At 60.1% G+C, this 24651-nt stretch carries 13 protein-coding genes, 1 tRNA gene and 2 pseudogenes; 4 read left to right on the top strand and 12 right to left on the bottom strand.

Annotation, left to right across the window (positions count from 1 at the left end):
- Positions 1 to 64: 64 nt before the first annotated feature.
- The 6 genes from BW09_RS09515 to BW09_RS09490 form a co-directional block, all read right to left on the bottom strand.
- Positions 65 to 868: an ABC transporter ATP-binding protein gene (locus BW09_RS09515; RefSeq protein ID WP_044089837.1), complete on the bottom strand. Its 804-nt coding sequence runs from the start codon at positions 866 to 868 to the stop codon at positions 65 to 67.
- 110 nt (positions 869 to 978) lie between these two features.
- Entirely contained in the window at positions 979 to 2280 is a 1302-nt protein-coding gene (locus tag BW09_RS09510) for an ABC transporter permease (RefSeq protein WP_140464015.1), read from the bottom strand.
- Positions 2281 to 2496: 216 nt separating this feature from the next.
- Complete coding sequence (locus BW09_RS09505) at positions 2497 to 3900, bottom strand: ABC transporter permease (RefSeq protein ID WP_044089820.1); 1404 nt, start codon at positions 3898 to 3900, stop codon at positions 2497 to 2499.
- Positions 3901 to 3921: 21 nt separating this feature from the next.
- Positions 3922 to 5199, bottom strand: a complete 1278-nt coding sequence (locus BW09_RS09500) for a DUF2318 domain-containing protein (RefSeq protein WP_044089818.1) — start codon at positions 5197 to 5199, stop codon at positions 3922 to 3924.
- 236 nt (positions 5200 to 5435) lie between these two features.
- Positions 5436 to 6125: an iron transporter gene (locus tag BW09_RS09495; RefSeq protein ID WP_081886453.1), complete on the bottom strand. Its 690-nt coding sequence runs from the start codon at positions 6123 to 6125 to the stop codon at positions 5436 to 5438.
- A 124-nt stretch (positions 6126 to 6249) separates the two neighbouring features.
- Complete coding sequence (locus BW09_RS09490; protein ID WP_044089817.1) at positions 6250 to 8067, bottom strand: FTR1 family protein; 1818 nt, start codon at positions 8065 to 8067, stop codon at positions 6250 to 6252.
- Positions 8068 to 8695: 628 nt separating this feature from the next.
- Here BW09_RS09490 and BW09_RS09485 point away from each other — a divergent pair.
- A tRNA-Ser gene (locus tag BW09_RS09485) sits at positions 8696 to 8783 on the top strand.
- 588 nt (positions 8784 to 9371) lie between these two features.
- On the opposite strand, the pseudogene BW09_RS09480 reads toward BW09_RS09485, so the two are convergent.
- Positions 9372 to 9596, bottom strand: a pseudogene (locus BW09_RS09480) (NAD(P)-dependent oxidoreductase); the annotation flags it as partial.
- A gap of 165 nt (positions 9597 to 9761) precedes the next feature.
- Here BW09_RS09480 and BW09_RS09475 point away from each other — a divergent pair.
- Positions 9762 to 10121 (top strand): annotated as a pseudogene (locus tag BW09_RS09475) (winged helix-turn-helix transcriptional regulator).
- A gap of 312 nt (positions 10122 to 10433) precedes the next feature.
- Positions 10434 to 11999, top strand: coding sequence for an ADP-ribosylglycohydrolase family protein (locus BW09_RS09470; protein ID WP_219846526.1), 1566 nt, complete (start codon positions 10434 to 10436; stop codon positions 11997 to 11999).
- Between the two features lie 399 nt (positions 12000 to 12398).
- Here the strand turns inward: BW09_RS09470 and BW09_RS09465 are convergent, their stop codons facing one another.
- The 3 genes from BW09_RS09465 to BW09_RS09455 all read right to left on the bottom strand — a co-directional run bounded on the left by BW09_RS09465 (position 12399) and on the right by BW09_RS09455 (position 16005).
- Positions 12399 to 13556: a hypothetical protein gene (locus tag BW09_RS09465; RefSeq protein ID WP_140464017.1), complete on the bottom strand. Its 1158-nt coding sequence runs from the start codon at positions 13554 to 13556 to the stop codon at positions 12399 to 12401.
- A 288-nt stretch (positions 13557 to 13844) separates the two neighbouring features.
- A complete protein-coding gene (locus BW09_RS09460) occupies positions 13845 to 15113 on the bottom strand; it encodes an OFA family MFS transporter (protein WP_044089806.1) in 1269 nt (422 codons plus the stop codon).
- A 472-nt stretch (positions 15114 to 15585) separates the two neighbouring features.
- The gene (locus BW09_RS09455; RefSeq protein ID WP_044089805.1) at positions 15586 to 16005 is read right to left on the bottom strand and encodes a peptide deformylase; all 420 of its coding nucleotides are present in this window, start codon (positions 16003 to 16005) and stop codon (positions 15586 to 15588) included.
- Positions 16006 to 16109: 104 nt separating this feature from the next.
- Here BW09_RS09455 and BW09_RS11225 point away from each other — a divergent pair, with 104 nt between their 5' ends.
- Positions 16110 to 17243: a hypothetical protein gene (locus BW09_RS11225; protein WP_044089804.1), complete on the top strand. Its 1134-nt coding sequence runs from the start codon at positions 16110 to 16112 to the stop codon at positions 17241 to 17243.
- Between the two features lie 228 nt (positions 17244 to 17471).
- On the opposite strand, the gene BW09_RS09435 is transcribed toward BW09_RS11225, so the two are convergent.
- Together BW09_RS09435 and BW09_RS09430 are read right to left on the bottom strand one after the other, a co-directional pair.
- Positions 17472 to 17990 carry a hypothetical protein gene (locus tag BW09_RS09435; RefSeq protein WP_044089803.1) on the bottom strand — a complete coding sequence of 173 codons (519 nt, stop codon included), beginning with the start codon at positions 17988 to 17990 and terminating at the stop codon, positions 17472 to 17474.
- Positions 17991 to 18408: 418 nt separating this feature from the next.
- On the bottom strand, positions 18409 to 24327 hold the full coding sequence (locus tag BW09_RS09430) for an endo-alpha-N-acetylgalactosaminidase family protein (RefSeq protein ID WP_044089801.1): 5919 nt from the start codon (positions 24325 to 24327) through the stop codon (positions 18409 to 18411).
- Positions 24328 to 24651: the final 324 nt, after the last annotated feature.

The raw sequence follows: 24651 nt of genomic DNA, 5'->3' as shown, positions 1-24651 counted from the left end.
AAAGAAGGCGCCCGATGTACTTGCTGCGGCTTGGTCTGGCCGGGTAACGGCGGCATCCGCCAGGCTATTCGCTGAGCGAGTCGCCGGTTTTGGCGGCTTTGGTGGGATCGGCGAATCCGATGGCGGTTTCGCCGGTCTGCGCGCCTTCGACCTGCGCACCGGTGGAGGCAGGCTTGCCGCCGGCTGCCTCATAAGCCTCGCGGGCCTTCTCGTCATTCCATTTCTCACCCACCAGCACGCCGTGGTTGAGCATGATCTCGCGCTCGGCGCAGCCGGCGACCAGCGCATCGTGCGTCACCACGATGATGGTGGTGCCCTGCTGGTGCAGCTGGCGGAACAGGTCGAGCACAATCTTCTCGTTCTTCTCATCCAGATTGCCGGTGGGCTCGTCGGCCAGGATGAGCTTCGGCTCGTTGATCAGCGCGCGGGCCACGCACACACGCTGCTGCTCGCCGCCGGAGAGCTGGCCGGGCAGATGATGGGCGCGATCCTTCAATCCCACCTTTTCGAGCGCCTCAAGGGCCTGCTTCTCATCGACGACCGAATGGTAGTACTGCGCCACCATCACATTCTCCACGGCGGTCAGATGCGGCACCAGATAGAACTTCTGGAACACCAGACCGATCATGTTCTTGCGCACGTCCGCAAGCTGCGAGGCGTTGAGGTCCTCCAGCTTGCGGCCTTCGAGCTTCACCGAGCCTTTGGACGGCGTATCCATGCAGCCGATCATGTTCATCAGCGTGGTCTTGCCGGAACCGGACGAGCCGACGATGGCTAGCCATTCGCCCTGCGGCACGGTGAGACTGAGGTCATCCACGGCATGCAGGTCGCCGTAGATCTTCGAGATATGGTCGAGTTCAAGCAGCATATCCATGATGGTTCTCCTGATTGCTAATGAGTCTAGTCGTTCTGGCAGGCGCCGCTCCTCCGCTCCTCCGCTTCAGAGAGGCAGAAAGGAGGGAGCCCGCGCATGGGGGGTTATTCTTCGCGCAGCACCACGGCCGGGTCGATGCGGGTGGCGCGGTGAACGGGCGGGATCGAGGCGACGACCGCCACCAGCGCGGACAGCGCCACGGATGCGGCGGCAAGCCACCAGTTGAAGCCGATGGAGCGCTGGAACACGGCCACGCATAGCCATTGCGCCAGGCCGAAGCCGATCGCGGTGCCGATAAGACCGCCGATCAGGCCGTACATGGCCGATTCCACGTAGAATTCCGCGCCGATGGCCGACGAGCTGGCACCGAGCGCCTTGCGCAGACCGATCTCATTGCGGCGCTGGGAGACGATGGAGCTGATGGTGGTGCCCACGCCCACCAAGGTCAGCGCCAGCACCACCAGCGAGACGATCCAGAACAGGGTCTGCAGCATCGTGATGATACGCGTATCGGACGAGGTGATCTTGGTGACCGGCTGGGCCTTGACATGCATCGAGGTCATGTCGTTGATGCTGGCTACGAGGGCGTTCAGGTCTTCCGTGCCGGCCGAGTATTCGATGACGTCCACACCGCGAGTGGTGCCGGTGAGTTTGGCGACGTCATCGTTGGTGGCGTAGATGATGGAGTCCTCGCTGCCGCCCGTGTCCACGATGCCGGCGACGCGGAACTCGGTGCCGGAGGTGTCCATGATGTCGCTGGAGACGCGGCCGTCCTGGGTGGGCTGGTCGGAGGAGGCGTTCGCAGACGAGCTCTGCGAACCATTGGTATTGCCGGTCTCTCCCTCAGTCGCAGCATTCGCTGCGCCAGCTTCCTCATCAGAGGAACCCGAAGTGGAGGAACCGGCGTTGTCGGCGGCACGATAGCCGATGGTGATGCGCCCGCCGATTTCCAAGCCCATCGCGTCGGCCACGTCGCGGCCGATCATCACTTTGCCGGCGGAGGGCCATGATCCGTCCACCACCCAGTGATGGTTGAGATTCTTCACCTCGGCGACATCGATACCGGCCATCACGTAAGGGGCTGCGTTCACGCGCACATTCTCGTAGCGATAGGTGGCGTGCTTTTCGGAGCCTTTCGCAGCCACCATTTCGGTGGTATGCGCGACCATGGCCGAGTCGATGCCGGCCTTGCCGTCAGTGCCGGAGGCGGTAGGCGTCACGATGAGGTTCGCGCCATACGCGCGCATCTCCTCGTTCATCTGCTGCGGCACGGCGATGCAGATCATCGCCAGGCAGAACAGTGTGGCAGCACCCACCAGCGAGGCCACCACAGCCATCACCGCGCGCGAACGACGGCGGAACACCGCGCTGAACAGCATTCTGAAGAACATGCCGGTATTGGTCATCGGCGGTCTCCTTTCTTGCATACGTTGACGACGATTCCGAAGAAGAGCGAAAGGACGGTCTCACGCGAGGAAGCGATCATAGCCGAGGATGACATCGCGAAATCGCGGCATTCCCCGGCTGACCACGTCGGAACGTCCTTCCGCACCCAGGAGGCGACACAACCGGCACAACCGGCACAACCGACATAACCGGCACCGCCGAAGGCGGAGTGCAACTCAGCGGCCATGGAGCACCTCCGCAGGCTTCAGGCTCAGAATCGAGCGGATGGACGAGGCCGAGGCGAGCAGCACGGTCACCGCGAGCAGCACGAACACCAATACGAACACCATCGGGCGCATCGTGATGCCCGAGCCGAAGACCACGTGGCCTATCAGCTGCGCCACCGCAGAGCCGAGTCCTGCACCGACCAGAGCGCCGAGCAGCGAAATCGCCGCCGTCTCCGCCATCATCAGGCGGGATACGGCACCATCAGTAGCGCCGATGGCCTTGAGCAGCGCCAGTTCCGAGGACCGTTCGCCAATCGAGGCGACCATCAGGTTCGCCACGGCCACGGCCGCCGCAATCAGACTCAATACCGTCATCAGAATCATCACAGCCTGCGTCTTCTGCAGCACATTGCCCTGCAGCGCGGCCACCTGCCGCACCTGCTTGGCCACCGCCCCCGGAATCACCTCCTCGATCTGGTAGGCGATGGAGCTCGGATAGGCGGTGCAGTACCACGTCTCCCATTCGTCCTGGCTGAGCGCGGCCGGGTTCTTGGCGGCCTTACGCGCGAGGTCGTTCTCCGGCGTGGTCAGCGCCTTGACCTCGATCTTGTTCACCGAATCGGGCAGGCTGACCAATTCCTGCAGCTGCGAGGAGGAGACGTACATGGCGCTGTTGTCGTCATCGCCGGAATCGTAGACGCCGACGATCTTGAAATCGACGGACTTGTCGCCGCGCGTGAGCGTGACCTTGCCGCCGACCTGCACGGCGGCCTCATCCTCATGGCTCTGCCCCGCGTTGACGCCGAGCGACTTGGCCAGATCCTTGCCGATCAGGGCCTCCTTGGTGTCGTCTTTGGGCCAGCGTCCCTCAAGCTTCCACCATGAGCGCATGCCTTCGACGCCCACCACCGTGGTCTCGCCGGACGGCAGCGTGAGCTTCTTGTTGAACCATGTGCCCACCACGGGCGTGTTCTTCTGGGTCGGGTAGTCGGCAAGGCTCACCGCCCAGCCGTCGCCTTGGGTCACCGGCTTGGTGTTGATGGCGGTGACGTGCTGGTTGAGCTCAGGCGCGAAGTTCGTGATGTTGAACGCCCAGAAAATGGTCTTGATCTTGGCTGCGTCCGATTCCTTGAGGAAGGAGGTCGGGTCACTGGCGGACGCCGAGCCGCCGGACGTGCCGCCGTCGCCGCCTTCTGTGTTGTACAGGTCCGATACCACGGCGTCCGACTTGGGCTGCACGGTGATGTTCGAGCCGTAGGTGGACAGCTCGGCGTTGAGCTTGTCGCCCACGTCGAACACGACGCCCAGCATCGAGACGCTCACGGTGGCCGACAGGCACACGGTCAGCGCGATGAGCAGACGCCTGCGCAGCTGCCGCGTGAACGACCGCGCGATCATTCGCAGAAAGAACATGGTTTGCCTCCTGCCTTACGTTCACTGGAAGTGGACGCTCAGGGCGTCCAGATCGGTGGTTTGGATGGTGATCTTGCCGTTGCCCGTCTTGTACGGGAATGGGATCGGGTTGCAGCCGCCCTTGAAGCCGATGGTGGCGAGGTTGATGGCCACCTCGCACTTCTTGCAGATAATCTTGCCGTTCTTCTCGTAGTAGCCGGCGTCGCCGCAGTTCTCGCAGGCGTCGAGGCCGATGCCGTACGCGCCGCCGTTCTTGCGGATGATGATGAAGCGCATCACGGTGCCGTCCTTGGCCTTGTATTCGAAGCGATGCAGGTGACCGTCCTCGACCTGGGTGAACGGGATGGTGGCGACGCCGTCCTTGAGCGAGTACGCCTCGGGCGGGGAAAGTGTGATGGTCTGATGGGTGGCGGCCACGCCCACGGTCAGGGTGGCGGTGACGCCGATCGCCGCGATCAGGCTCCATGCCGCGGCGGCGATGGCGTGACGGCGGAATGCCTTGTGACGGCGCAATGTGGCCTCGTTCGCGCCCGGGACATCGTGCGTCTTCATGCGGAAGCCGGCGACCACCGATGCCACGGCCGGCACGAGGAACACAAGAGCCTGGGCCATGATCATCGCGGAATTATGGTTAATCGACCAGGCAAGCGCCACGAAGCCCGTGTGGCCGATCGGGAAGCCGCGCGCCTGCAGGATCTGCATAAGGCCGGTGAAGTGTTGGATGAGTAGAATCACCATCACGGCGACGACAGCGATGGTGAAAGCCCAGCGCACTGCGGTGGTGCGCATGGTGCGGAAGATGGCGGCCACCACGATGGACATGGCCACGCCCAGCAGGAAGCCGAGCGCGCGCAGTAGCATGGCCGAGGTGAAGGCCGTCTCCCCCGGCTCCACCCAGATGGTGAGCTGCAGAATCACATCCGGCAGCGCATAGAAGACGGTGAGTGCGATTTGTACGGCGGCCACCGCGTTGGCCACGTGCATCCAGACCGCATGCTTGGCCCAGTTGTGGGTGATGCGGGGTGCAGCGACCACCACGGCGATCGCGAGTACATCCACGATCACGGCGACAATCAGCACCGGATAATTGATGAACGTGCGCTGGTTGATGACGGCCGTGGCGCGCAGGGCGGCGAACACGATGGCGGCGACGATGCCGATGCCAAGCCCCCACAGCCGCCAGTATGCACTGATTGGCTTGTCGCGGCCTTCGCCCACGGTGAGCATCACGCTCAGGCACATGACCAGCAACGCTGGGGCCAATGTCCCCGGCATCACCGCAACGAATTGTTCCAGCATTCAACGCCCTTTCCTTGTGGGGTTTGGCTAATGTGCCATAAACGGACTGAAGCCCCCTCTGACGAGGGGGCTGTCGGCGGAGTCGACTGGGGGAGAGAACCAGCGCGGTACCGCAATAACACAGAATCGCGCTTCGCGCCATATGGCTCTCGCGACCTTACGGCCGCTCCGTTTTCTCCCTCAGCCCTCGCTTCACTCGGACAGCTCCCTCGTCAGAGGGAAACTGTCCTTGAGACTCACCACTGGCGAGGAGTGTAGTCCCAGTTGTCGAAGGTGACTTCGATCGGCTCGGTCCAGAAGTGGCCCTTGACGCCGGTCTCCGGGTCGACGTGCAGCATCCAGCCCTTGGCGGCCGGGGACTCGATGGAGAGCTTGAGCTGGTAGGTGCCGGCCTTGTCGAGCTTGACGTTGGCGCCGTAGTGCGGGCCGTCGGAGGCGTTCATCTGCATGAAGGTGCCGGAGGTGGCGGTGCCGCCCTCGACTTCCTTGCCGGTGGACTTGTCGATGATGGTGTAGTTCACGGTCAGGTCAGGGATGAAGTCGCCCTTGCCGTAGCCGAGTTCGGTGCCCTTCTCGTTGGCGTGGATGTCGGCCTCGAGGTGGAAGGAGGCGTCCGCGGCCTTGAGGCCCATGGAAGCCGGTTCCATATCGATCGGCTGGAAGTAGACGGCGCCCACGGTCAGCGGGCCGGCTTCCTGATCCTGCTCTTCGGCGGTGCCGGACGGGCCGACCGGGACTTCCTCGAAGCCGGCGCCGGCGTCGGAGGAGCTGGAGTCGCTGCTGCTGGAGTCGGAGGACTGGGAGGAGGAGTCCGACTTGGTGTCGGAGGATGCGCTGTTGGTCTGGCCGCAGGCCGCCATGGAGACGGTCATCGTGCCGGCGAGCAGCAGGCCGAGCAGAGCGGCGATCTTCTTGTTCTTCATCATTTCTCTTATTTCCTGGTGTGAATGGAATTCACGGATTGTTGAATTATGAATTATTCAGGGGAAGCTATTGTGTGTTGGGCGGACGGCACTGGCACTGTTGGCGCGACCGCCAGTCCGTCACCGGTTACTGCGCATCCGCAGTAACCTCGGCGTTGCTCGCGGCTGGTGCGGAGCCGGTCTTGAGCCGACGCTGCTTGATGAAGCCGACCACGAACAGTGCGATGACAGCGATAGCGGCGATAATCTGCGCCACAATCGTTTCGACGTACGGATAGAAGCCAAGCCAGTCGTTCGTCGGCACGCCCTGCAGGTAGTTGGCGGGCAGAGCGTCGCCCTCGATCAGCGCGTGCACGCCACCGCCCGCGAAGACGACGACCAGCACGGACATCAGGATCGAGGTGATCAGGAAGAACGGGCCGATCGGAATCTTCACGGAGGTGAAGCGGATGATCAGGAATATGATCACGAGCACCACGGCCGCAGCGATGCCGCCGGTCCACATGCCCTTGGAATCCTGGCTCATCGAATAGATCGATTCATAGAAGATCACGGTTTCGGCACCCTCGCGGAACACAGCGAGGAAGCTCAGCATAGCGAGCGAGACCACGGTACCGAACGCGACCTTCTCACCGGATTCGGCCTGGGAGGACACGGATGCCACCGCGGCCTCGGTCTTGGTGCGAATGTATCGGTTCCATGCCTCGACCGAGCTCTTGTTGAGCATCCAGTTGCTGGTCCACAGCAGCATGCCCATAGCGATCAGGGCGCAGATGCCTTCCATGATCTCCTGCTGGGGGCCGGAGCCGCCGAACATGAGGCCGAAGATCACAGCGATGATGCCGGAGCCGGCAAGGCCGACCAGCACACCCACGTAGATCCACTTGGTGAAGCGCTTGTTGCCGGACTTGACTAGGTAGGCGATCACGGCGGCGACCACCAGCAGCGCCTCAAGACCTTCACGGATGAGGATGAGGAAGGCCTGGCCGACCGCGCTGGTGATGAACTTGGTGAAGCCGCCTTCCTGGTCGGCCGCGCCGCCGTCGAGGATGCCGGCGTCCTTGACCAGCATGGCCTTGAGGTCGTCGATGAGCTTCTTGGTGTCCTTGAGCGGGGCGCCCGTGTTCATCGACTTGCGGCACATCTTGAACTGGTATTCGACCTCGGAGACGCGGTTGCCGCTGATGGCGTTCATCACGTTCTTCTCGAAGCCGAGCTTCTCGTAGTACTGGTAGTAGGCGTTGTTGACGAGGGTGGCGCCCTTGGCGCCATCGCCTTGCTCGTATGCCTTGTAGGCGTTGTCGAGGATCGGGGTCATCTCATTGGCCACGTCGGTCCAGGAGCGGTTGCCCTTGCCCGGGTTCTTCTTTTTCTTGGCGTCGAGCTCCTTGCGCTCCTTGGCCAGCTGCTGCTGCAGCGCCTCGGCGTAGGCCTTCGGCTTGGCGAGCTGGGCGTTGCCGTCGAGCTGCTGCGCGGTGGCATCGAGGTCGGCGGTCAGCGAGGCGATCTGCTGGGCGAGCTGGTCTTCGTTGCCTGCGGTGTAGGAGAGGTTCTGGATGCCCTGGAATGCCTGCTGTTGGGCGAGCTGCTTGTCCGCGCCGATGGTGTCGTGCACGACGGCGGTGAAGTTGGAGGCCACGTAGATCTGGTTGTAGGCGGACATGAACGCGGACGTGGAGCCTGCGGTGTTGCCGTCCTTGTAGGTCTTGAGGCCCTCGTTGAGCTGCTTGTCCATCGCCGTGGAGACCTCGGCCCATGTGGCGTAGTCGACGCTGCTCGATGAGCTGGAGGAGCTGGTGCCGGTAACGGCATACGCCTGCTGCGGCGCGAGCACGGCAGGCGCGATGGTGGTGGCGATCAACGTGACTGCGAACACGATGGCAACCAACGCGCACAGTCGCTTGGTGACTGATGCTGCGCATTGCGCGCAGGCGCGACGAATCATGCCGACTTCCTCTCCCGAAAACGATTGCTGCTGGATCGGCCCGGCTGTATGCGATGCCCGGCACAGGATTCTTCTGAATCCGTCTGAATCCGCCGAACTGTAGGTCCGCTGCAAGTCCTGCCCAAAACCAACGACTGCATAATAAAGAAAAAATATTCGGAAGAACAGTCTTGTTTTTTCGCCAAAGCGAGGTAATGCACGGTTGTTTCCTCTGGTTTCAGCCTTGGATTCGCATGGCTATCGTCTCATTATTTGAGACTATTACGCTCAGCGCTTCGTCATCATCCCGCATTTCGGACGCTTGTCATGCCCCAATTTCACCATTTCATCCGGCAGGCGCTTCGCCCCGCTCGACACGGACATCTTCAGGATTCATCGGACCACAACGCCAAGCTCACCTTCCATCACACCCGACGCACCCGCACACCAGAGGCTCGACCACCCAGGCTCACCTCTTTGCTAATTGCACACAGGCACACTTCACCCTGGAGGTCCTTCGCATCAGTCCGAATCTCGTATCCTCCGCCCGACACGCCAGTACGCCACGCCGAACGTGCACTTATCCGCAAGTTGTGGTAGCTTATTCGAGTTGCCTGCGGAGCTTGCTTCCAGCAAATACCGCTCGCATGGAGGATTCGCCTAGTGGTCTATGGCGCACGCTTGGAAAGCGTGTTGGTGTAACAGCCTCACGAGTTCGAATCTCGTATCCTCCGCCATCGCCCTTTTCCCATCCAAAGGAAAAGGGCTTTTTTATTTCAGTCGAGCCCCGCCGGCGGATGGCAGGCATAGGGAGGAACAAGCCGTTGCCTCCGGCCCGCAACACGATCCGCCCCAGCTCCGCATGCCGAGAACACTCAAGCCTCGGCAAAACGGTAGCGGCCGCGAAACGACCGGCACCATTTCGATTCAGCATGCCCGCCTCGGGGCATATCCCGCAAGCCGCAGAGCATATCTTGCAGTTGTGTGTACCATCGGTCGAGCACACGGCCGCAAGACCTCCGGGCAAGAAACCCACAACACTTGCAATCCCGCCATTATCCGACACCGACAACACGACAGGAACTCCTCACATCCCCCAATCACCGGCCGGCGACACACACAACTGCGAGATACAGTGAAAACCACCGCCAAAAACCATCACAAGCCCCGACCGCCTTGGATGGCGCGGGCATTTCCCAACGACCAACACCCTATGCTACAAACACGTTCACAATCGGCGATTACAGGACAATGCATCAGAACGGTAGAAGCACGATTGACGAGGCCGCGCGCCGCGTCGCCAAGCATCGAGGGCAGGCGCAGTGTTACCAGCGCACGGAAATGCGTTCGCCGATGTGCGCGGCAGCCGGCGCGGCGAACAGCTCGTCGACGATGGCGATGGCGTAGTCGGCGTAGCTGATGGCGCTCTCGCCGTCCGCATTCGTGGTGAACTCCTCGCCGGCCAGAACATATGAGCCCGTACGCGGACCGTCCGCCTGGAAGTCGGCGGCGGGCGAAACGTATGTCCACTTCACGTCGGAACGTTCGCGTGGCCCACGATTGCCGATTCCGGTTTCCGTGCCAGCGCTCGTGCGTCACGTCGACGCTCGTCAGTCGCATCGGTGATCCGCCGATATGCCGTACGATAATGCTGTACTTCCATTTATGGAAGAAGGCACTCTAAAGTGCTATAGTTACTCAAAAGGAACTATTGGATGATTCCAACGATAGTGAAGGGTTATGTATGGTCGATGTCAACACACTACCGGCGTGTCCAGTAGAGACGACACTCACCCTGATTTCCGACAAATGGAAGATCCTTATCGTGCGCGATCTGCTGGACGGCACCAAACGCTTCAGTGAACTGCGCCGGTCAATCGGCAATATCTCGCAGAAAGTGCTCACTTCGAACCTGCGTCAGATGGAGGCCGACGGCCTTGTGCACCGCGAAGTGTACGCCGAAGTGCCGCCGCGCGTCGAATACTCGCTGACCAAGCACCGGGCGCAGCCTGAGCGCCGTCATCGACGCCCTGCGCGACTGGGGCGAGCATTACAAGGCGCAGATCGCCGCGTAGGGCGCTCGGCGCGAACTCGGTGACGGCATCGAGCATGCCTTCCCGGCAAATATTGCAGAACAGTTTCAGCATCGCCGCGTGCAGGCAGAACGGCTTCGCTCCCCAACGGCATTCGCTGGGTTTGTCGACAAACAGCCCGCCTCCGATTAGCCTCCGATTGGCGGCCGACACGCCGACGCAACCTTTCGTTTGTGTTGTCCGGTTAATGCACAATAGCAGCGTGGAATGGTCATGATCGGCGAAGCCGCCAGACACCCGCGCTGAAAACAACGAATCCGCGTGGGAAGACCGCGCCGGAGCGAAGGAGGACACATGACATTGCTGTTCGACGATTACGAACAAGGACTCAACCCGTTCATCGTCCACTGTGCTTACGCGAATTGTGACATGACGGTGGACACCAGCGAATATGACAACGACCCGAGCGCAGCACAGGATATAGTCCTCGACGCTGGCTGGGTCGACATCGAAGGACGCGCGGCCTTCTTCTGCCCGAAGCATGCGGCGGTCGCGCAATTCCCCTGGAAGCGGATCCGCGAGGCCGGCCACTTCTCCATCGCCGACTTCGCACGTCTGCATGCCGCCGTCTACGGTCAAGCGGTCGGCGACGCCCTCGGCGTACCCTACGAATTCCAGCGTCGCGACACCTTCGAATGCACTGGCATGATCGGCCACGGCACGCACAACCAGCCGGCCGGCACATGGTCGGATGACACCGCGATGATGCTCGCCACGCTGGATTCCCTCGCCGAACACGGCGGGCGCGTGGACACCGACGACATGCTCGCCAAATATCGCGCATGGGCCAAGTCCGGCGAATACACGCCGGACGGCGCCGTATTCGACATCGGCACCACCACGAGCCATGCGCTCGCCTCGGGCCACGGTGGCACCGACGAGTACGACAACGGCAACGGCTCGCTGATGCGCATCCTTCCTTTGGCTTTCACCGATTGCTCCGACGACGACATCCGCCGCGTGAGCGCCATCACCCATGCCCACCGGATCAGCACTGATATATGCGTGCGCTTCATCCGCATCGCTCGCCTTCTGCTGGCCGAAGGCACCGCCTACTCGCGTACGGAGGTGTGCAAGATCGCCAACATACCCGAGGACCTGCGGTTCTGCGAACGCCGCCGGATCAAGTCAGGCACATTCGTGTTGGACACGATGCTGTCTGCAGTGTGGTGCTTGGTCAACACGGACAATTACCGGGATTGCGTACTCGCTGCGGTGAATCTCGGCGGCGACACCGACACGACCGCCGCGGTCGCAGGCGGGTTGGCCGGTCTGCTGTACGGCGATGAAGGCAATCCGTGGGAGGAGGAGATGCGTGGCACCGAGCTGCTGGAGACGCTGATCGCGAAGGCGGCGCTCAATCTGCCAGGGCTGCACCCGCGCTCGTGGGAGGTCGCCGCATTCCAGAAGGCCGAGAAGACGGCCCGCGACGAGGAGGAGGGGCTGCGTCAGCTCATCGCGCTCATTCCGCGCTTTGAGGATGCTCAAAAGACAGGGCGCCGTCTGTATGACAATTCCCACCTGTCGGAGGAGGTCGACGGCAAGACCGTCTTCCACGGCGTCTCTTACGACCCGCTCATTGATGAATGGTGGAAAGCGGTGTACAAGGCGTGGGGCGACCGCGGCGATTACCACGAGTACCTCGAAAATCTTAACTTGGACAATCCGCGCGATCTGGCCGATTTCTACCGGGATGGGGACTTCGACAATCTCGATCTGGACAGCACACTAACCCTGCTGCTGTTCCCCACCCGCGAGGAGCGGTTCTGCGACGGCGCGCTCTGCGATTATCTGGATGACGGCTCGATTCTGTACCTGATGCAGCATCTGCGGGACTTGCAAGGCGATACCGACATCTGACGCCTCGTTGCTCGTCGCCATCCAATGTGGCGGTACGCCTCAGGTCTCTCCCCCAGTCAGCTACGAGCCATCAGAGAGGGCTATGCCACAAATGCTGGCTCCCTCTGATGAGGGAGCTCCCGGCGACAGCCGGGTGAGGGAGAGAAACACACAACACAGCCGTCCCAGTCTCTCCCCCAGTCAGCTTCGCTGACAGCCCGTCCTGCAAGTATTGACGCGCTGCGCGCGCAGTTTGCTGGCTCGCCTGCCGGCTCGCACGTTGCCTACAAACAGCTCCGCTGTTTGCCTCACGGCAACGTCCATCAGAAGGGGCCGATAACCAAGCAAGCATTGATTACTGGTTAAACTATGAAACAAATAATCTTGCAAATATTATTATGCGGTAATGAATAAGATATCTTATTCATATAACCCCGGTATTTCTGGATCAATTATTGCAATCTCTGCATTTCTAAGCTTCAAATATGGACGACCAGCATCATCTGGGTCATACGCAGATATATATGCTGATTTTACATGCACTATATTACCCGGCATACAATTACCTGGTGTACATTTTATATTATATGATGTAAATAATTTATATACTTTACCTTGGTTATCTCTGCAATATAAAATAACTTTTTTCTCACCGGTTTTCCTGTCATTATAAGCATGAGTTGATAATATTGCCATTCTATGATTGGTAATTTTTTCGTTAACCCAAAGATGAGAATAAGGAATCATAACCGTAGAACCGTTAATACTATCAATATTCTTTCCTTTCATCATTTCTCTATAATTGTATTTCAGACTCCTCATTCTACGAAGAAATGCCATACAGTCATTCACAACCTCGCTCTTGAAATTCTTCTTCAATTCCTGAGAATACAATGCTTTCTCGCCATCATTGGCAAGATAAGTATTGGAAATGATTACATGTCTCATATACTCATTAAAATCATCCGGGTATTGTTTAACAAAATCATGAAAACTCTTATCATCCTCATCTTTGACATCTTGAATGAGAACCATATCAGATGGAGAAGCACTGCACTTCGCGCTGTATTTTTTTCCACCGCAATTTGAGCACATTTTCTCATTAACCAATCCAGTGCCATGGCAATACTCACATCGTTTAGCAAAATTAATGGTATAGTCAGAATATGCATCATTCCGCCAATACCATTTTTTAACAGCCGGAGCATATCTTAGATTACCAACATAAATCGTATTAAAACTAACTAACTCAGCGTATTTATTATCTCTGAATAGAGCAAACTGTTCATAATCATCAGGAAAAACTGTATTAGGATTCAAATCGCCAGTATAACGCGCTCTGATTCCATAACGCGCACTGATTCTTTGATTGATTTCCATAGTTGCGAAATACTCGTTGGCAGCTATAACATCTGTATCTCCGTGCTGACTGCATGGAGTGGTCGCACAGGGAACCATCTTGTTCTCATCGGGCGAATAATGCCAAGACTTCAATCCAGTATCGACATTACTGGAATTGGCTGTATTGGCAGCATCATTATTATCGTTTGTCGTCTTTTTCTTGAAAAGCCCAAACATGACAGACACACCTTTGTTTAATGGTTGAGGAACACCGGAAACCTATGTAACTATCTCCAGTGACAACTATATCGCGAACCAAATCGAACCAACCACAAGTGCCCAAACGGCTCAGCGCAACAAATTCCCGAAACTGGCGGCTTCAGCCCGAAATCCTTGCACTGACACCGACTCAGCGCAAGTAATTCCCGAGATTGTTGGCTTCAGCCCGAAATCTTTGCACTGAGTACCACCAAACCGAGGATTTCCTGAGCCAAACGGCCTCACATCGAAACCTCAATCGAGGCACTACGCCTCGCGAACCTCACGGCGTCCGCCGAAGTAGGTGACCAAACTGATACTGATCAGCCCCACTGTGAACAAACCGGCGAGCACAGGAATGAGCGCCGCATACCGATGCACCTGATCAGGTGCATGCGCAACCACGAACGCCGCCAGCTGGTTGCCGGACAATCCGGCGAACGCCCAGGCGCTCAACGTCAGGCCGTGTGTGGTGGAGACGGTCTTGGTGCCGAAATGCTGGTCGAGCAGCACCGGCAACGTGGAAAAGCCACCACCATAGCCGGCGTTGACAAGGAACAGCATGGCCAGCACCGCCCATAGCAGGGCATTGTCTATGCTGTTGACGGCCATCTGCAATACGCACACGGCAATCGACATGATGAAAATCACCTGATACACGGTCTCGCGGCGCTTGAGATGGTCGGACAGCGTGGAGAAGCCCACGCGGCCGGCCGTATTGAACACGGAGTCCACGGCGAGCACCAGTCCGATCACGCCGGCAATCGCCGCGGCGAATTCAGTCGGACTCAGCCCGGCGTACTGCGGGAATGCCTTGAGCACGTCGTGCAGGATGTCCTTCTCCTGGCTGATCAGCGCGAGGCCACAGGTGATGTTGATGTAGAACGCGATCCAGATGCCCCAGAACACAGGCTTCCTGAGAATCGACCGACGGCTCACGTGTGAGGTGGCGGGATCGTAGACCCAGCCGGCGGGACGCTTGATGAGCAGGAAGCCGATCAGCATCATCACCGCATAGACCGCGGCCAGGATATAGAACATGGCGACCAGACCCACGGCGCCGATCAGAAATTCCATGACCGGGCTGGCGATGGCCTTGGCTAACCCAAATCCGGCGACAGCGATGCCGGTGGCGAGGCCCTTGTTATCGGCGAACCACAGCATCAGGTTCTTGACCGGCGTCAGGTAGCCAACACCCAGGCCGACGCCCATGATCACGCCGTAGCAGATGAATACGCCCGGCAGGAAGTTCAGGGCGATGCTCACGCCCGTGCCTGCGAAGCCGACCACGAAGCAAATCATCGACACCAGCGCAGATTTCCGGATGTTCTTCTCCACCATCGGGCCGGCGAATGCGGCGGACATGCCAAGGAAGAAGATGGCAAGCGAGAAGCCCCATTCCACCGAGGCCGGGCTGGCGTGGAGGCGGTCGGCTATGAGCTGCTTGAACACGCTCCAACAGTAGACCGTACCGATCGGAATATGAATCAGCAGTGCAGGAATGATCGCACTTGTCCAACGATTTCCCTTTGTCATGCAGGCGAACCCCTTCGTATGTGACACAAATACGATATTCGCCGGGCTACAGAGAAGAACAGGAGCCGCCCCTCACGGGCACAGTATCAAACATCCACAATGCGCTATTCGCCGGCATCGCTCTCCCCTGTCAACACCGACAAACAGCACTATAGCACCCTTTTCGACACCCCGGCCCGAATTATATGAAACTACAGCATGATATATCTCACACTATGCAACGTGGCGATGACACTCATCGACCACAGTCATCAGAACAGACCATAGGAACTATCGACCAAGAACCATTCGCCAAGCTCAGCGCAAGTAATTCCCGAAATTGTTGGCTTCAGCCCGAAATCCTTGCACTGAGCGACTCTCAGTGCAACAAATTCCCGAAATCGACGGCTTCAGCCCGAGAATCATTGCACTCGGCACCCCGCAGCACCGCGCGTCATCCCAATCGACCCCAATCGACCCCAATCAGCCCCAATCAGATGACGATGCCATTGCAGTGGTCGACTTCGTGCTGGATGATTTCAGCGGTGAAACCAGTGAACGTGGCATGGCGCTCCCGGAAGCGTCGATCCCGGAAATCGACTTCGATGCGACGATAACGGATCGTGCGCCGCTCGCCAGTCAGCGAGAGACATCCCTCTTCGGTCTCATATGCACCGTCCGTGGCGGTGATCACAGGATTGAGCATGACGTTGATACGCCCGCCAAAATCCTCATCCACGAACGCGATGATGCGCTTGCCCACGCCGATCATGTTCGCCGCCATACCGACGCAGCGCGAACGGTTGGCTTCCAGCGTGTCCACCAAATCCTGGATGGTCGATTCGTCACCGGGGCCGGCCGGCTCGGACGGTGTGCGCAGAAACGAGCGCGAGGTCATAATCGGGCGCTGCATGACAGTGTTCCTCTCCGTTCAGAACAATTCAGGACATCCGGCATCACGCACAGACGTTCAACCATTCATCATATGATGGAGCCCACGCCACAAGGAGGCCGGAGATGCGCGTTATCGAACAGTATTGCCGCGGCAAGCGACCCGACCAGTCGCTCAACGAGGACGGGCTCGCCATCACGGACGGATTCGCGGCCGTGGTGGACGGGGTGACCAGCAAAAGCATCCGTCACCTATGGCGGCCGTGCGGCGGCGCAGTTGCCAAGGATCTTGTGCTCGAGACCATAGCGGCCTTGCCTGATTCCGCCACGATGCGACAAACGCAGCTCGCCATCGATACGCGATTCCAGCGTGCCTATCGCGAATATCGCGAATCTTGCAGCACCGCAGAAGAGCGCTTCGCCGTCGACAGCAATAGCAATCACAATCACAATCGCGGCAACGTCTACACCGGCAACCGCACTGGTAACGGCGACCATACTGGCAACCGCACCGACGGGGATAGCCGAGGCCGTGCGGACGACCCGTACACCATCTTCGAGCACGAGCCCATCGAACGACTGCAAGCGAACGCCGTGGTCTACAGCGCTGCGCGACGCGAAATCTGGCTGTTCGGCGACTGTCAGGCCATGGTCAACGGCGAGCAGATACCCACGATGAAACAGGTCGATGTGCTGCTCGGCGAGCTCCGCGCCTTCACCACGCTCGCCTTGCGGCATCGGGATTCCGGACAGACCCGGCATCAGCCGGTTTTCGGCGCCGGCGCAACTGTTCGGAATACATCTATATCTTGTGACGACAGCGGCAGCAACGGAGATCCCTCTGTTTTCGCAGATGCAGCCGTTGCCGCCGACTCCGCAGACACAGTCGCTTCCACTGACTCCGCCGACTCAGCCGCTCCCGCAAACGCCGCCGACCCGGCGCGCGCGATGATCATGCCGTTCCTGCGCCTGCAATCGCAGTTCGCCAACGTGCGCGGCCCCTACGGATACTCTGTATTCGACGGATTTACCGATTCCGCGTATCCGATTCGCACGGTGACCGTCCGCCCCGGCGACGAGGTGGTGCTCGCCTCCGATGGCTTCCCGCTACTGAAGCCCACGCTGGCCGACTCCGAAGCGGCACTGCAACGGCTTAAGGTCGAGGATCCGGCACTCATCAGCGAGTACCGGTCCACCAAAGGATTCACGCCGGGATACGATTCGTTCGATGATTGCACCTATCTGCGGTTTGTTGTTTGATATTGACGAGGACAACGCCGCTTTTCTGGATGTGATGCATTTCCGCAGCTACTGCATCGCTTGCTTGGGCTTCTCTCTCCGTCACCGCTACGCGGCGCCACCTCCCTCATCAGAGGGAGGCGAAAACGGAACAGCCCATCTCCATTGCCGCCCTCCGTCACCGCTTCGCGGCAGCTCCTCCCTCATCAGAGGGGGCTTATCAGAGAGGGCAACGGACGGTGGAAAGCGTCACTTCTTGGAGGCGTTGACGGCGTCAACGGCCTTCTGCAGGGATGCGGTGTGGGTCTTGTACCAGTCGGCCTGCTCGGTGAGCTTGTCGGTGGCAGCCTGATAACCATTGGTATCCTCGGCGATGCAGCCTTCGTACACCGGCACTTCGGCACCCATCGCCTTGTTCAGCGCGTCGAGCGTGGAGGCGTCTTTGACGTCATCCTTGGTGAGTGCGGCGGCATCGGAAGCGTCGCCATTGAGGAGGTTGTTGTAGTCGTTGGTGGCGTTGCGCACGTCCTCGGACGCTGTGGCGCATGCGGCCATCGCGTTGTTGAGCTGCGCGTCCGCGTATGCGCGGTATCCGAACACGCCGGCGGCCGCGATCAGCGCCACCGCGACGATAATGGCGATGACAATAGCACCTTTCGACAGGCCCTGCTTGGCTTCCGGCTGCTTGGCTTCGGCGGACTGCTCTGTGGATACCTCAGCTTCGGCGACCTTGGTTTCGGTAACCTTCGCTTCAGTGTCGTTGGACATGGTGTCCCCTTCCTTCTCTCTTCGTCGATTGCTTCGCGTGATCGTTGCGTTCGATATCGCATCAGCCAGGCACATCAGCCCAGTTAGGGCCGCAACGCACAACGGGCATCAAGGATAGTGGATGCCGGAAGACCGGGGAAACCAGAGCCAGCGATGATGATGAAAAACGTGTCACATAGTGAATGCGGGCGCACACCTACATTGGCCAGCGTTATTGCCCAGCGTACGTTTGGTGCGGCTTCGCCCACCCATATCTCACCAAACGTACGCTGAGTTGCGGTCAGTGTACGTTTGATGAGGTTCTACCGGTACTTTTCTCACCAAACGTACGCTGAGCGTCCGTCAGTGTACGTTTGGTGAGAAGAAGTGGGGTAAAGCCGCGCTGAACGTACGCTGACGTACGTTCAGCGCTTCAGCCTCAGATCCGGCCGCGCCTGCGGCAGTAGGCCAGGGTCGCACCGGCACCGGCCAACAGCAGTCCGGCCAGGGCGACCATCGCCACGTTGGCACCGGTATCGGAGATGTTGCCATCACCCTTGTCGGAGGCATTGCCGCGCTTGACCAGAGCGGCGATTGCCTTCTCCAGCGCCGTGCGAGCCTCATCGACCTGCTTCTGGGTGGCGTCCGCGTCGTCGGCGACAGCACGGGCCTTCTTCAGGGCCGCGCGCACCGCGTTCGCGGAGTCATCGGTGTACAGGGCCAGATTGATGGCGGCGGCCTTGTTGATGGTCGCGTTCAACGTGGTCTTGTCCACCGCGCCAGGCTCGGGCTCGGGCTCGGGGCCCGGGTCAGGCATGGAGCCCTTGAGGCCGGCGATGGCATCCTGCAGATCAGCCAGCGCGGTGTTGACCTCGCCCTGCGTGGCCTGCTCATTGGCAAGCACCTGCTTGGCTGAACCCATCGCCGCCGCGAAGACCTTCCAGCTTTCGGCCGTGTAGTCGGACTCCTTCAAGGATTCCGCCTTGTTCACGGTGTTCTGCAGGTCCGTCTTGTCCACCACGACCGGGCCGGGGCCAGGTTCCTCGCCCTTCTGCTCGAGACCAGCAATCGCGGTTCCAAGGTTCGCGGTGGCGAGGGCCACGTCATAGGCGGAGGCCTTGTCGTCATCCGCCACGGTCTGGGCGGCGTCGCGAGCCTTGATCAGGGCGGACCATGTTACGGCCGTGTAGTCGGACTCCTTGAGTGCATTGGCCTGAGCCAGCGCATCCTTGAGGTCGGACTTGTCCACCACGGTCTCCTCCGGCGCCACCTCTCGGTTGGTGGTGAGGCGCAGCTCGGAAGCGGACGCGAATGTGTTGACCTGATTGGCGCCGGAACCTGTGGAGCTGAGTGCAATCAGGCGTACGCTGACCACGTCGTCCACAGCGTCGAAGCTGGCCTTCTGCCAAGCGGTGTCATAGGTGAACTCACCGGTGACCTCCTTGGTGGAGCCATCGGCCAGCGTCAGCAGGATCCTGTATCCCAAAATCTTGCCGTTGACAGTCGCCCCACCCGGTCGCGGAAGGTACCGCAGACCGTTGATGGTGGTCGGCTCGTTGAGGTTGAACTGGTACCAGGCCGTGCCGTTTCCGACGGCGTTCTCGCTCCAGTTGGTATGCCAGTAGGTGCTGGCGGAACCGTCCTGGGCGAACTCCTTCGGGCCTTCGTAGTCGCCGTAGTTGCTCTGCGCGCTGCCGACTTCCACGTCATAGCCGCCGAGCTGGTCTGAACCGTCCATCGCCACGTCATACTTGTCGCTGCTCTCGTTGCCGGGAGCGGTTTCCATGTATTCGGCGAGCGCGACCAGCAGGTCATAGGCCTTGGTGAAGTCGTCGGCGGTGGCGCCGTCCTTGTTGATGAGCACGCGGGCCTTGACCAGCGCGTTCTGGTAGGTCTGCCATGCGGCTTCGCTGACCTCGGACTGCTTGCCGTCGAACTTGCCTTGGATTTCCTTGAGCTTGTCGCTGGCTTCGGCCTTGGTGCGGGTTTCGGATGCCACGCGCTCGATCTTGAGGTTGTCGAGCACGAAGTCCTTGTATCCGCCGAAGTTCGCGGCGTTGCCGGTGGTGCTCTGGGTGTCCGGAGCGGTGGAGGTGGAGTAGATGCCGAACCAGGAGTCGCCGTTGACGCCTCCGGTCAGCTCGAATTCGGCCTTGCCGGTCTCGCCGAGCGCCTTCTTCAGGTTGGTCAGCTTGACGTTACTCGCCGAATACTCACCCTGGCCGACCGCGATGGCGTAGATGTCATCGGAACCGGACTGGTAGTCGAACGACACCTTGTACTTCGCACCCGGCTCGAACTGCACGTTCTGCGGGATCGTCTGGTAGACGAGGGTGCCCTTTTGGGACAGACCATTGATCTTCACCGACCACGTGCCGTCGAGCACGTCGTCCATCTTCTTGACGTCCCATCCGGCCTGCGTGTACGGGGCATGCAGCTCGGAGAGGTGGACGCGGTTGTCTTCCACGCCTTCGGATCCGGAGACCACGAACGGCCAGATGCCCTGGGCGTTCTTCTCGAAACCGTTGGTGAGGGACTTGAGGCCACCGTCCTCGTCATAGGTGATGCCGGAGTAGTCGTTCTCCACGATACGCACATCATCGAAGTACGTGTGCGCCTCGTCGGTGCTGTTGCGGGAGAGGGTTACTGTGGCGTCGCCGTTCTCAGGCGCGGTGAAGAACACGTACATGTTCTGGAAGTAGCTGGAGCCGTCTTCCGTGTTGCTGTTCGTGTTGTGTCCGTATGCCTTGATGTAGTTCTTGGCGATGGACTTGCCGGTGGCGTTGGTGGCGAGCACCTTGCCGCCGCTGGTCACCGTGACCGAGGCTTCGCCGGTACTGCGGTTGTCGACGCCGACGTACAGGGCGTACTTCTGGCCGGCCTTGAGGTCGGTCAGACGCTGGGCGACGCTGACCTTGCCGCTCAGGCGCAGCATGGCGTTGTTCTCGCCCTCGACTTCGGCCTTTCCGATGCCGGTGACGGTCCAGTTGGACTTGAGCGTGTCGGAGCCGCCGTTGAAGCCGGCGTCCACCACATGCATGCCCTCGCTCCAGTTGACCGTGATCTGCTTGGCCTCGCCCTGGTACACCACGTACGGGGTCTCGGCGTCGGCGGTGAGCGTCACCTGGCCGCCGGAGACGGCGACGGTCTGCTCGTTGGTCTTGCCCTGGTCGGTGAGCTGGTACACCTTCACGCTGGAGAGGTTCTTCCAGCTGTCGGGCAGCGTCCAAGTGGTGGTGCCGCCCTTGGTATTCCAGTGGTAGAGCTTCTCGTCGCTGGACTTGACGACCTCGCCGGTGGAGGAATCCCACACCCACGGCAGCAGGTACGACTCGTCGCCGGTGGCGGAGCCGTCGCCGGCAGAGACTTCGCCGGAGGCCACGACCTTGCCGTTGAGAGTGATGGTGCGCTGGCGGTAGGCGGCGCTGGAGGCGTCGTTGGAGCCACGGGAGAGGACCACGACGTTGCCGTTGGAGTCCTTGAGCGTGATCTGCTCGTTGCCGTTGTTCGTATTCGGGTCGGTCACCGCGTTGGCGTTGCCGTTGTCCGAGGTGAGCAGCGGGTTGTTGACCCAGCGGGTCACCTTGAAGTGCTGGATGAACTTGGTGGACACGTCATGGGTGAACAGGTTCTCGATGTAGGCGGCATAGTCGTTGCGGCCCTGCCAGCCCTCGAAGTCCTTCATGTTGTATCCGCCGAGCAGCGGGGCGTTGGCCGCGCCTCCGTAGCTCGGGTAATCGCCGACCCAGCTGTCCTTCTGGTGGTTGCGCAGGAAGCGCATCACTTCGGAGTTCTCGCCCTTGAGGTCCTTGCCGCCGTAAGTCAGATCGGCCGCCCAGTGCTGGAAGGTCGAATCGTACTCGTTGCCGGAGCCCCATTCGGTGGTCATGCGCCAGCCGTTGTCGTTGATCATCTTGCTCATCTTGCGGGTCTCCCACGAATCCTCCGAGCTGGAGGAGGTCAGGTTGCCCCACACGTCGAGATAGATGAAGTCCATGTTGTCGCCGACTTCGTCCTTCAGCTCCGCGAAACGGCTGAGGCGGGAGCCGGAGGCCAGATCGTAGATGCCGTCGATGCCGATGCCCTGATCGAGCCAGTTCCAGCCGTAGCTCAGACCGCCTGCCGCGTTGCGGCGGACCATGTCCTCGCTGAAGGCCTTGGCTTCCGGATACATTTCGGAGGCGTTGACATGGATGCCGAAGCGGGCGCCGTATTCGGCACCTTCGGTCATCAGCGTGTTCATGTCCTCGGCGCCGCCGATACGCTGCCCGATGTCGCCGTAATCCGGATGGCCGGAGTCGTGGCCTTCGTTGCCGTAGCCCTTGAGCAGCACGGATTGGCCGAGGCCGTCCGTGTTGAGCGCCACCTTCTTGACGTTGTCAAGCGTGGTGAGGAACGGGTTCTGCGCCTGGGAGCCGAAGTTCATGGCGATGCGCCATGCCACCAGCTCAGGCACTTCCTCGGACTTGTACGGATTGTTCATGATGTCGCGATAAGCGATCGCGCCATCCTGCCAGTTGACCACACCGTCCTCGTTCTCATCGCCTGCGATGGCGACGGACATCTGCGGCATGGCGGTTTCGGCCACCGTATACTTCTTGCCCTTGGAATCGGTGACCGTGCGGTGGTAGTACCACGGAGCGCTGGCCAGACCGAAGGACGTGGTCTCACCCGTCTGCTGGGTGGTGGCGTAGACGCGCGTGTTCTGGCTGCCGCCACGGACGCCGGCGTATGCGGCGCGACCGTCATGCTCGGAATTCGACCACAGGCCGGCGCTCAGGCCGGCACCGGAGACGAAACCGTACGTGTAGTCGCGGTCGGTGTAGCTGGTGTCGTCGGTGATGACGAAGTTCTCATCACCGGGCTTTGTCGTGCTGGACGACATCGTGGTACCGGTGAACTGGGCGCTGTCCTGATTGGCGCGCACGGAGACCAGGCTCTGGTTCGGGAAAGCGAGCGTCTCGATGGCGTTCTTCTCCACACCGTTGCCTTCGGGGATGCCGTCGGACAGATTGTTCTTGATTTTGGTGACGTTGAGATGCAGCTGGTTCTTCTCGACCTTGATCTCGACGGTGATCACCGCGTCGATCTTCTTGGCTTCGTCCTTGACCTTCAGCGTGTATGTGGCTTCGGTGGCGCTGACCTTCTTGAAGGTCACGTCATCATCGGCCAGTTCGATGTTGGTGCCGTTGATCTGGACGGTGCGCACATCCTTGGTCTGGCCGTACATCACCTTGCCATCGGCCATGGTGTACTGCAGCACGGCCGGGAAGTTCTGCTTGACCTGGACTTCCATCTTCTTGGTCTTGAGCGTTTCGGTCTTGACCGCCGCAGACTTGGTGAGGACGATCGGATCGATGGCCAGATCGGCGTCGGAGACGGTCACCTGCTGTGAGACGTCCTCGTAGCCGTCTTTGGCGACGGACAGCGTGTATTCGCCGGCTTCGACGTCGGCGAAGCTGAAGCCGCCGTCCTCACCGGTCTTCGCCTTGGCGTCGCCCAGACGCACTGCTGCGCCGGCGATTGCGGCACCCTCGGCGTCGACGACCTTGCCGGAGACCGCATACTTGGCGGCTTCAGTGACTTCGGGAAAATCCTTGATATACACATCGGTCACCTGGTTCAACAACTTCCAGGAGCCGGCCTTGATGGCGAGTTTGTTCGAGAGGTTCGTCATCTTGGAATAGTCAACGTCGAATGCCTTCTGGCCGTCGACGGTCAGCGTGGCTACTTTGGCGTCGGTCCAGGAGACGACGACGTCGTGCTCGTCGTTGGCACTGGGCGCGGCGATGCGGCCTCCGCTGTACCAGTCGCCTTCGCCGCCGCCGGTGTAGGTCTGCCAGAACCAACCTTGGGCGTCATAACCGATGAACAGACCGCTGCCGGGATCGTTGTATCCCAGATAGAAGCCGAATCGATTTGCCGAGCCTTCCTGCGGAGACTTGATGGTGGCGTGGAAGGAACCGGCCTTGGAGAAGTCGTAGTCCGTGCCCCAGATGGCCACGGCAGGCCAGTCATTGGCTGCGCTCGGGTTCGCCGCCGCATTGCCGTGCGCCGCAGTGGACTTGAAGTGCAGCCAGCCGTCCTCCATCGCCAGGATCTCTCCGCCCTTGGCTATGTTGGCGTCGATGGTCCAGCCTTCCACGGCATCTGTCGCGGCATCGGCCGAGGAATCGGCTGCGGAATCATTCTGGACTGCGGGAGTCTGGGTGGAAGCATCGTCGTTGATCTTCTGGATCTGGCTCGCCAAGGATTGTATGTCGGCATCAGTGAGAGGTGAGGCGAACGCCGTCCCTCCACTGCCCATACACGTCAGGGCTAGCGCTGTCGCCAGCGCCACTGATATCGTCTTTTTCATTAACTATATTTTCCTTGATCTCTTCATCGAGGTGGAACAGGTGCCATCATCATTGAAAAATAAAGCATCTGTAATTACGTGAAGATACTTTACAAGAAGAATTCTCCAAGCGCAATCTGAGGCGGTTCCCAGTTGTGTGCGCCGGGTCGTGTGCGCCAGGTTGCACAAGCCTACTCAACGAAGCATCCTCGCCATTAGACCGAAGCTTTGCGCCACTGACAGGCGGCGACCGTGGCGACTTGTCGACCGACCCGAGGTTTTGCTGCGCTGAAAAGCCATGACCGAAGCATTCCTCCCACCCGACCGAGATATTGCCCCGCTGAC

It is taken from the genome of Bifidobacterium sp. UTCIF-1 (genome assembly GCF_006408915.1).
GTDB classification, from domain to species: domain Bacteria; phylum Actinomycetota; class Actinomycetes; order Actinomycetales; family Bifidobacteriaceae; genus Bifidobacterium; species Bifidobacterium reuteri.
The sequence above is the reverse complement of the archived record's forward strand: the minus strand, read 5'-3'. Positions and strand labels throughout refer to the sequence as shown.

What these genes read in the sequence shown, in the direction of transcription:
- BW09_RS09490 (WP_044089817.1), bottom strand. Translation starts at nt 8,067, where the DNA reads ATGATTCGTCGCGCCTGCGCGCAATGCGCAGCATCAGTCACCAAGCGA.
- BW09_RS09510 (WP_140464015.1), bottom strand. Translation starts at nt 2,280, where the DNA reads ATGACCAATACCGGCATGTTCTTCAGAATGCTGTTCAGCGCGGTGTTC.
- BW09_RS09430 (WP_044089801.1), bottom strand. Translation starts at nt 24,327, where the DNA reads ATGAAAAAGACGATATCAGTGGCGCTGGCGACAGCGCTAGCCCTGACG.
- BW09_RS09460 (WP_044089806.1), bottom strand. Translation starts at nt 15,113, where the DNA reads ATGACAAAGGGAAATCGTTGGACAAGTGCGATCATTCCTGCACTGCTG.
- BW09_RS09455 (WP_044089805.1), bottom strand. Translation starts at nt 16,005, where the DNA reads ATGCAGCGCCCGATTATGACCTCGCGCTCGTTTCTGCGCACACCGTCC.
- BW09_RS11225 (WP_044089804.1), top strand. Translation starts at nt 16,110, where the DNA reads ATGCGCGTTATCGAACAGTATTGCCGCGGCAAGCGACCCGACCAGTCG.
- BW09_RS09495 (WP_081886453.1), bottom strand. Translation starts at nt 6,125, where the DNA reads ATGATGAAGAACAAGAAGATCGCCGCTCTGCTCGGCCTGCTGCTCGCC.
- BW09_RS09435 (WP_044089803.1), bottom strand. Translation starts at nt 17,990, where the DNA reads ATGTCCAACGACACTGAAGCGAAGGTTACCGAAACCAAGGTCGCCGAA.
- BW09_RS09465 (WP_140464017.1), bottom strand. Translation starts at nt 13,556, where the DNA reads ATGTTTGGGCTTTTCAAGAAAAAGACGACAAACGATAATAATGATGCT.
- BW09_RS09470 (WP_219846526.1), top strand. Translation starts at nt 10,434, where the DNA reads ATGACATTGCTGTTCGACGATTACGAACAAGGACTCAACCCGTTCATC.
- BW09_RS09500 (WP_044089818.1), bottom strand. Translation starts at nt 5,199, where the DNA reads ATGCTGGAACAATTCGTTGCGGTGATGCCGGGGACATTGGCCCCAGCG.
- BW09_RS09515 (WP_044089837.1), bottom strand. Translation starts at nt 868, where the DNA reads ATGCTGCTTGAACTCGACCATATCTCGAAGATCTACGGCGACCTGCAT.
- BW09_RS09505 (WP_044089820.1), bottom strand. Translation starts at nt 3,900, where the DNA reads ATGTTCTTTCTGCGAATGATCGCGCGGTCGTTCACGCGGCAGCTGCGC.